General features: G+C 46.2%; 9 protein-coding genes. 5 read left to right on the forward strand and 4 right to left on the reverse strand.

Annotated elements, in window-relative coordinates:
• Nucleotides 1-153 precede the first annotated feature (153 nt).
• The 5 genes from ACFOEE_RS18730 to ACFOEE_RS18750 all read left to right on the forward strand — a co-directional run bounded on the left by ACFOEE_RS18730 (nucleotide 154) and on the right by ACFOEE_RS18750 (nucleotide 3,057).
• Complete coding sequence (locus tag ACFOEE_RS18730; RefSeq protein ID WP_377128016.1) at nucleotides 154-336, forward strand: hypothetical protein; 183 nt, start codon at nucleotides 154-156, stop codon at nucleotides 334-336.
• 78 nt (nucleotides 337-414) lie between these two features.
• Entirely contained in the window at nucleotides 415-780 is a 366-nt protein-coding gene (locus tag ACFOEE_RS18735) for a hypothetical protein (RefSeq protein ID WP_377128019.1), read from the forward strand.
• A 9-nt stretch (nucleotides 781-789) separates the two neighbouring features.
• Nucleotides 790-2,169, forward strand: coding sequence for a class II fumarate hydratase (locus ACFOEE_RS18740; RefSeq protein ID WP_377128022.1), 1,380 nt, complete (start codon nucleotides 790-792; stop codon nucleotides 2,167-2,169).
• A gap of 65 nt (nucleotides 2,170-2,234) precedes the next feature.
• The gene (locus ACFOEE_RS18745) at nucleotides 2,235-2,708 is read left to right on the forward strand and encodes a hypothetical protein (RefSeq protein WP_377128025.1); all 474 of its coding nucleotides are present in this window, start codon (nucleotides 2,235-2,237) and stop codon (nucleotides 2,706-2,708) included.
• A 4-nt stretch (nucleotides 2,709-2,712) separates the two neighbouring features.
• Nucleotides 2,713-3,057, forward strand: coding sequence for a hypothetical protein (locus ACFOEE_RS18750; RefSeq protein WP_377128027.1), 345 nt, complete (start codon nucleotides 2,713-2,715; stop codon nucleotides 3,055-3,057).
• On the opposite strand, the gene ACFOEE_RS18755 is transcribed toward ACFOEE_RS18750, so the two are convergent.
• The 4 genes from ACFOEE_RS18755 to ylqF form a co-directional block, all read right to left on the reverse strand.
• Nucleotides 3,046-3,234: a hypothetical protein gene (locus ACFOEE_RS18755; RefSeq protein ID WP_377128030.1), complete on the reverse strand. Its 189-nt coding sequence runs from the start codon at nucleotides 3,232-3,234 to the stop codon at nucleotides 3,046-3,048. The genes ACFOEE_RS18750 and ACFOEE_RS18755 overlap by 12 nt on opposite strands.
• 282 nt (nucleotides 3,235-3,516) lie before the next feature.
• Nucleotides 3,517-5,607, reverse strand: coding sequence for an elongation factor G (gene fusA, locus ACFOEE_RS18760; RefSeq protein WP_377128033.1), 2,091 nt, complete (start codon nucleotides 5,605-5,607; stop codon nucleotides 3,517-3,519).
• A gap of 162 nt (nucleotides 5,608-5,769) precedes the next feature.
• Entirely contained in the window at nucleotides 5,770-6,558 is a 789-nt protein-coding gene (locus ACFOEE_RS18765; protein ID WP_377128036.1) for a TIGR00266 family protein, read from the reverse strand.
• Nucleotides 6,559-7,039: 481 nt separating this feature from the next.
• A complete protein-coding gene (gene ylqF, locus ACFOEE_RS18770) occupies nucleotides 7,040-7,993 on the reverse strand; it encodes a ribosome biogenesis GTPase YlqF (protein WP_377128039.1) in 954 nt (317 codons plus the stop codon).
• Nucleotides 7,994-8,223 lie beyond the last annotated feature (230 nt).

An 8,223-nucleotide genomic window follows, 5' to 3' on the forward strand; every position in this document is an offset into this window, starting at 1 on the left:
TGATGAAATATTCAGCAATATTTCATAAAAATTGCCGTATAAGTCAATATATGAGCCAGATCATCTCAATGGCATGGTCTATGCTCTACTATAAACGCAGTATCTCTCGGGAGTATTAACCGCATCTCGTAAGTCGTAAAACAGGGGACTATTATGACCAACAAAGTAAATAAATCGCTACTCGCGCCTGAGCCTGAGCTCACCAATCCAATTGATGACGTGTTGCTAAGTGAAAGTGACGCCTATCGTGCAGAAGTATATAGCTTGCTCACGCCAACTAAAGAGCAAAAACGTAAAGGGGAAGAGCCCAAAGTGTTCGTCCTTGGCTACAACTAAGTCTTTTAGTCCTTTACTTTTACTGTGAAGCACATTAGTGTAATGATAACCATTATCAGTACACTAATGTGCTTTGCTATGACGACACCCCATCTGTTTCAGCAACCGCTTCATCGCCTAGATCTGTCCCGAGTTTCCGGCTGTCGCACCCCTTGGGTCGTGGCGCAGTTTATTGAAACGGCGCTCCAGCAAGCACGCTCGTATCAATCCAATAATGTCCCGCTGCTGCAGGAATGGCTATTACGCAACACGTGTAATGCGTTGCTGGAAGTCATAGTTGACCCATTGGTGTACTACACTCAACGTCAGCATTGTTTAGATCAGCTCTATAAACCTTTACTCGCCTTGAAACGCTTCTACCGAGAACATCAAGCGTTGCCAAGATACTGGCGCTTTGCTGATGAACTAAAAACTCAGTGCGACACTCTGTTTGCCTATCAATAAGGAATTCTTATGAGCCAATTTCGTACTGCATCTGATAGCATGGGCACTTTGCAAGTCCCAGTCGATGCCTTATGGCAAGCACAAACCCAGCGTGCCATTAATAATTTCCCCATCAGCGGCCTTACGCTACCGACCACTTTTATTCGTGCCTTGGCCTATATCAAGCAAGCAGCTGCGCAAACTAACCAAGAGCTCGGTCACTTACCAAAACCACTCGCGGAGGCCATTAGCAATGCGTGCCAACAGATCATTGATGGTCAACATGCCGAGCAGTTCCCTGTCGATGTCTTCCAAACCGGCTCTGGCACCAGCTCCAACATGAATGCCAATGAAGTGATAGCCACATTGGCAACTGACCTTGCCGGGCAAACTGTCCACGCCAACGACCACGTCAATATGGGACAAAGCTCCAATGATACCATTCCCACGTCGATTCATGTTGCATGTGTGATAGCACTGGTTTATGACTTGCTACCCGCACTCAATCATTTAAGCCAAACCATCGCCAACAAAGCGCAGCAGGTCGGTCATCACGTTAAAACTGGTCGCACCCACTTAATGGATGCCATGCCTGTGAACTTTATGCAGGTGATGAAAGGCTGGCAATGTCAGTTAGACAATGCCCAGCACGGTATTGTCCAAGCTTTAGATGGTGTAACCCGCCTAGCACAAGGCGGAACCGCGGTCGGCACTGGGATCAATGCCGATCCCCGTTTTGCGGCTCTATTTAATCAGCATCTCAGCGAAAGTTTAGCGGTACGCTTTAAACCAGCGGAACAGTTCTTTGCCTACATAGGTGCGCAAGATGCCGTGGTCGCCTTATCGGGTCAACTCAAAACACTAGCGGTGGCCTTAATGAAAATCGCCAACGACTTACGCTGGATGAATTCAGGGCCATTAGCAGGATTAGCCGAAATAGAGCTAGAAGCATTACAACCCGGTTCTTCCATTATGCCAGGCAAAGTGAATCCTGTGCTCCCAGAAGCCGTGGCCATGGTTTGCGCTCAGGTGATAGGCAATGATGTCACCATTACGGTTGCTGGCCAGTCGGGTAACTTTGAGCTCAATGTGATGTTGCCAGTGATAGCCTATAATATTTTGCAAAGCTTACAGCTATTAAGCACCAGCTCGCGTCTTTTTGCTGACAAAGCTATCGCAACCTTTAAGGTCAATGACAGTAACCTCCATCACGCGCTCACTCGCAACCCCATATTGGTGACGGCACTCAATCCAATTATAGGCTACGAGCTGGCGGCAAAAATCGCTAAACAGGCCTATACCGAAGGTCGACCTATTGTTGATGTAGCAGCTGAGCATTGCGACTTGAGTAAAGAACAACTAGCCAGCTTGCTTGACCCACACAAACTGACCCGAGGTGGATTAGCATAGAGGCTTGTATTCTCTGTGTAAGGGAGGCATGCTATAGCCTCCCTTGCTCGATAATGGAAAATCCGATGCGTATTTGGCTACTCACCTTACCTTTCATTCTGAGTTTATCTGCATGCAGTAATGAAGAACCGCAGACCGCCTCGCTCCCAACTCCCTCTGCGCAAAGTACAGAGACAACTGAGGTAGAGCCAGTGCCATCAGTGAAAAAACAACATACCTCTGCTGAAGAGGAAATCGTGGTGTTAAAAGCGCGTTTGGCACAACTTACCCAAGATAAACCATGTCAACAGAGTGCAGAATGTCGGGTTTTGCCAGTCGGACACCGCGCGTGTGGTGGCCCAGATGGCTTCGTCGTGTTTTCAACGCAAAACAATGATGCCAACCAACTTGAAGCCCTAGCAAATACGATAACAAGTCTGCAACGACAGCTCAATTTTGCTGAGCAGCGCATGAGCATTTGCCAGCACTTAACAGCCCCTGCGGCACAATGTATTGAGCATCAATGTACTGCGGTCGAAATCCAGCAAGAAGCGATGTAACGCAATGAACTACAAACTTATTATCTCCACCTTGGCTTTGCTCACTATGTCCGGCTGTGAATTAACCACAACGCAGCCCGATAGTAGCAGTGGTCTAGCACTACACAATCTCAGCTGTGAAGGGAGCTACCAATGTCATGTTGTTGAACTACCCATATTTCCTGGCTGCGCAACGCCTGCTGGCTATGTGCTATTTTCCTCGCAACACAATGATCCTGACAGAGCGAAAGCCGCGATTTTAGCAGAACACAGCAAATCTTCAGCCAATGAATCAACTTGTCCTAGTGTTTATCCGGTGCAGGCATTATGCATCGCGCAACGTTGTGAAGCGATAAGCTTAACTAAGTAACCAAGGTCCCAACGTCGACAACAACACAATCACAACCACATACCCCATAACGCGGCGGATCAACTCCAGCCGCAATTCCTTTTTAACCCAAGAAAAGTAAATAAAGCGCAGCAGCTCGGTGCTTGCCATGCCAAAGAGTGCAAAAATCAATAAGTAGACAATGAGCAGTGCAGACATACAACCTCACTCTATGGCTGGCATTTGGCGTACCGTCTAACACAGTACATGGAATAGTGAGGATACGAAGTTACTGCACAAAATGCAAAAACTCTCTAAGCACAGTAGTTTGAGATATGAAAGGTCGAACAGTTAAGGTTGGTGCACGGCAATGTTATGGAAGGTTCATAACCGTATTTCTAGGGTTTTCCAAGCAGAGGTACGCCATAACAGATATAAAAAAACCCCAGCTAAGCCGGGGTTTTTCTTTTAAAGCGCATGCTTAAATAATCACGATAGTAATTATTTCTTGTTCGCTTTCTTTTGCTTCTCAGCTGCGATTACCGCTTCTGCCACGTTGTTTGGACATGGCATGTAGTGTGAGAATTCCATAGAGAATTGACCACGACCTGAAGTGATAGTACGTAAGTGGCCGATGTAACCGAACATTTCTGATAGCGGTACTTCGCCCTTGATACGGATGCCCATTGCGCCTGGTTCTTGATCTTTAATCATACCACGACGACGGTTAAGGTCACCGATCACGTCACCCACGTTGTCTTCCGGCGTGAATACGTCAACTTTCATGATTGGCTCAAGAAGTTGTGCACCCGCTTTCGGGATTGATTGACGGAATGCGCCTTTAGCAGCGATTTCGAACGCGATAGCTGACGAGTCAACTGCGTGGAATGAACCGTCAAATAGTTCAACTTCGATGTCTAGTACTGGGAAGCCTGCAAGCACACCCTCGTTCATCATAGACTTGAAGCCTTTCTCAACTGCTGGCCAGTATTCCTTAGGAACGTTACCACCAACAACAGTTGACTTGAACTGGAAGCCTGAACCTGGCTCACCTGGACGGATACGGTAGTCAATCTTACCGAATTGACCAGAACCACCAGATTGTTTCTTATGCGTGTAGCTATCTTCAACTGCGCGAGTGATAGTTTCACGGTAAGCAACCTGCGGAGCACCTACGTTCAATTCGATACCGAATGTACGCTTAAGGATGTCCACTTTGATATCAAGGTGAAGTTCACCCATCCCTTTAAGGATAGTGTCACCAGTTTCTTCGTCAGTTTCAACTTGGAATGATGGATCTTCAGAAACCATCTTACCTAGTGCGATACCTAGCTTCTCAGCTGCGCCTTTGTCTTTTGGCGTTACAGCGATAGAGATTACCGGTACTGGGAAGATCATCGGTTCAAGTGTACATTCGTGCTTAGGATCACATAGTGTGTGGCCTGTTTGAACGTTCTTCATACCAACGATAGCGATGATGTCACCAGCTTGTGCTGAATCGATCTCGTTACGGTCGTTTGCGTGCATCTCAACCATACGGCCAACACGCTCAGTTTTACCTGTTGCAGAGTTAAGGATTGTGTCACCTTTCTTAAGTTTACCAGAGTAAACACGTACGAAAGTTAACGCACCGAAACGGTCATCCATAATCTTGAACGCAAGCGCGCGGAACGGCTCGTCTTCAGACACTGTAGCAACTTGACCTGTTGGCTCACCAGTTTCTGGGTCAGTTAGGTCTTGTGGAGCAACTTCAGTTGGTGAAGGTAAGTAATCTACAACACCATCTAGAACTAGTTGCATACCTTTGTTTTTGAATGCAGAACCACAGAACGTTGGGAAGAACGCTAGGTCACGAGTACCTTTACGGATACACGCTTTTAATTGCTCAATAGAAGGAATTTCACCTTCCATGTAAGCCATCATTAGCTCGTCGTCTTGCTCAACTGCAGACTCAACTAGCATTTCATGGTATTCGTCAACTTGGTCAACCATGTCTGCTGGAACGTCTTGCACTGTGAAGTTTTCTGGAAGACCAGAATCGTCCCACACGTATGCTTTCTTAGTAAGAACGTCAACAACACCAACGAATTGGTCTTCGATACCAATTGGTAGTGTCATAACAAGTGGGTTCGCGCCAAGTACTTTCTTAACTTGACCAACTACGCGGTAGAAATCCGCACCCATACGGTCTAGCTTGTTTACGAAGATCAAACGAGATACTTCTGAATCGTTCGCATAACGCCAGTTAGTTTCTGATTGCGGCTCAACACCACCAGAACCACAGAATACACCGATACCACCGTCTAGTACTTTAAGTGAACGGTATACTTCAACTGTGAAGTCAACGTGTCCAGGAGTATCGATTACGTTAAAACGGTGATCTTTCCAGAAACAGGTAGTCGCTGCTGACTGGATAGTGATACCACGCTCAGCTTCTTGCTCCATGAAGTCCATCGTCGAAGCACCATCGTGTACTTCACCTAGTTTGTGGATCTTACCAGTAAGCTTAAGAATACGTTCTGTTGTCGTGGTTTTACCAGCGTCAACGTGCGCGAAAATACCAATATTTCTGTATTTTGATAAATCTGCCATTGATGTGCTCTGTTTAAGTAGAAAAATTATTCGGCGGGAGTATATCACCTCTTCAAGCGAACATCATCCTTGATATCGCTTAAAATGCGTGCAATTCACGAAAAATTTTTTTCTACCGACATTTCACATTCTGTAAGATTGGCGCGAAAAGTGCCAGCGGTACTAATCTCCGTCAATTATGTCACCAAGGTTACCTAAAATGCTGCCTTCTCCCTGACGACGCCCCCCAGCACTCGGTGCGTGTTGCAATACACGGTCCGCCAAACGCGAGAACGGTAAACTCTGCAACCATACGGTGCCATGACCGCGTAGCGTGGCCAAAAATAGCCCTTCTCCACCAAAGAACATACTTCTTAGACCTTTGATACGTTCAATGTCGAACTCAATACCGTCGGTAAAACCTACTACACACCCAGTATCGACTTTCAGCGTACCACCATTGAGCTGTTTGCAGACCACAGTCCCACCCGCGTGCGCAAACGCCATACCGTCACCTTGCAAGTGCTCAAGGATAAAACCTTCGCCACCAAAAAAGCCCGCCCCGAGACGACGCTGAAACGCAATGTCCACCTTAGTCCCGAGGGCTGCACATAAAAACGAGTCTTTTTGCAGATACACTGAGTTGCCAAGTTTGGCCAAATCAAGTGGTATAATGGTCCCGGGAAACGGCGCAGCAAACGCCACCCGCTTTTTACCTATGCTTTGATTGGTAAAGTGAGTCATAAACAGTGATTCACCACTGATCATGCGCTTACCTGCGCTAAACAGCTTGCTCATAAAGCCTTGGTCGACCTCCGAACCATCGCCCATTTTGGCTTCAAACTGAATGCCGTCATCAAGATAGTTCATCGCACCGGCTTCCGCTATTACGGTTTCACCTGGGTCTAATTCCACTTCGACCATCTGCATTGAGTTGCCGATAATTTCATAATCGATTTCATGGCTCTGCATTGACTGCTCCTTGGGCTATATGTTCAGTGCTATTCATCACTATGCCCGAATCGAAGAGGAGAAAAAAGTTCGAAATGTAAGCAAATATGTGTATCGCAAACATCATCATTGGCTAATTTTCATGCAAAATAAATAAATGAGAATTATTTGCAAATAATATTGACACGCAAACAAATCTAACTGATAATCACTCTCAACAAATCGAGATGGTGACTTGATTTGTGAATAACGATTCGTTTCGAGACCCTGAAACACGTTTGGCGAACGAAAAACGCTTTGGTTGTATATGGGGGGAACAACGCCCCTTGAGTCCTCTGTCTGCAACCGCTCTACTATTTTACTTGCTACATTGCTCATATCGGTGACGGTAGATATGAACTAAAAAAGCCCGAAAGGGCTTTTTTTATTTCTCACGAAAAGCTAAGAAGTCTGACAAACAACGCTCGCAGTAAGGTGTGGTCGTTCATTTTCGCTAAACGACTTAGCGGCGGTTTTTCCGCGCCCTTGCCAAACGCTGCTTTTTCTCTTCAGCTTTCGCTGCTTTTTTCGCTTCTTCCTCGTCGCGCTGCTGCTGTACGAGAATTTCCTCTTCCTCGCGCATCGCTGGCGTTTCCATGGTAATACGGCCAATCACCGCATCACGTAACTCATTGATCAAGATCTCAGAAAACTTATGGGTATCCACTTGCGCACCACTGCGTAAACAGCCACGGATTTTACCTGCTTGCTGAATAAACTCCCAATCGCAGTCTGGTAGTTCCGCCATTTTGTAACGTGCTTTAAGCTGCTCAGGATACGCTTGTAGTAAATATTCTGCGGTGAAGCTCGCTACTTCCTCATAATTCATTGCCGTGTCACGTACCGCACCAGTCGCAGCTAAACGGTAACCTGAGTTGCCATTCTCTACTTTTGGCCACAACATGCCCGGCGTGTCATAAAGCATAATGCCATCTTCGAGTTTAATTTTTTGCTGCGCCTTAGTTACCGCGGGTTCATTGCCTGTTTTTGCGACAATACGACCAGCCAAAGTATTGATCAAAGTCGACTTTCCAACGTTGGGAATGCCCATGATCATGGCTTTAATTTGTTTATCCGCACCCACTTTATGCGGCACTAGTTTTTTACACAACTCATTAATACGATGGACTTCAGCAGCTTTATCATGACCAAACGCTATCGTTTTTACCCCGGCTTCACGCTCTAGGTACTCCTGCCACTGCGCGGTTTTTTCAGGATCAGCTAAATCCGCTTTATTCAAAATTTTGATGACCGGCTTATCACCACGTAACTGCGCAACCATAGGGTTTTCACTACTATAAGGAATGCGCGCATCCAATACTTCAATGATGACATCCATTTGCGGCATGATCTCTTTGATCTCATTGCGCGCTTTGTTCATATGGCCCGGAAACCATTGGATAGTCTGTCTAGTCATTTGAGTTTTAAACCTTTATTTTTACATGGCGTTCGGCAGCAACTGAATGAGCTTGCTTGCCTCGCATCGTTATTTGAAACGGATAACCGTAGTTTACTATAGAACTCAGGTTTGATGAATGGCAATAAAAAAGCCCTTGCTAATTGCAAGGGCTTCAGACTGTTGAAAAAGGGCTAGACACAGATCTAGCCCTTTGATCTAATAAGCACAGTGAGTATCGAGAGTTCACC

This window comes from Pseudoalteromonas fenneropenaei (assembly GCF_042643375.1).
In the GTDB taxonomy this organism is placed as follows: Bacteria; Pseudomonadota; Gammaproteobacteria; order Enterobacterales; family Alteromonadaceae; genus Pseudoalteromonas; species Pseudoalteromonas fenneropenaei.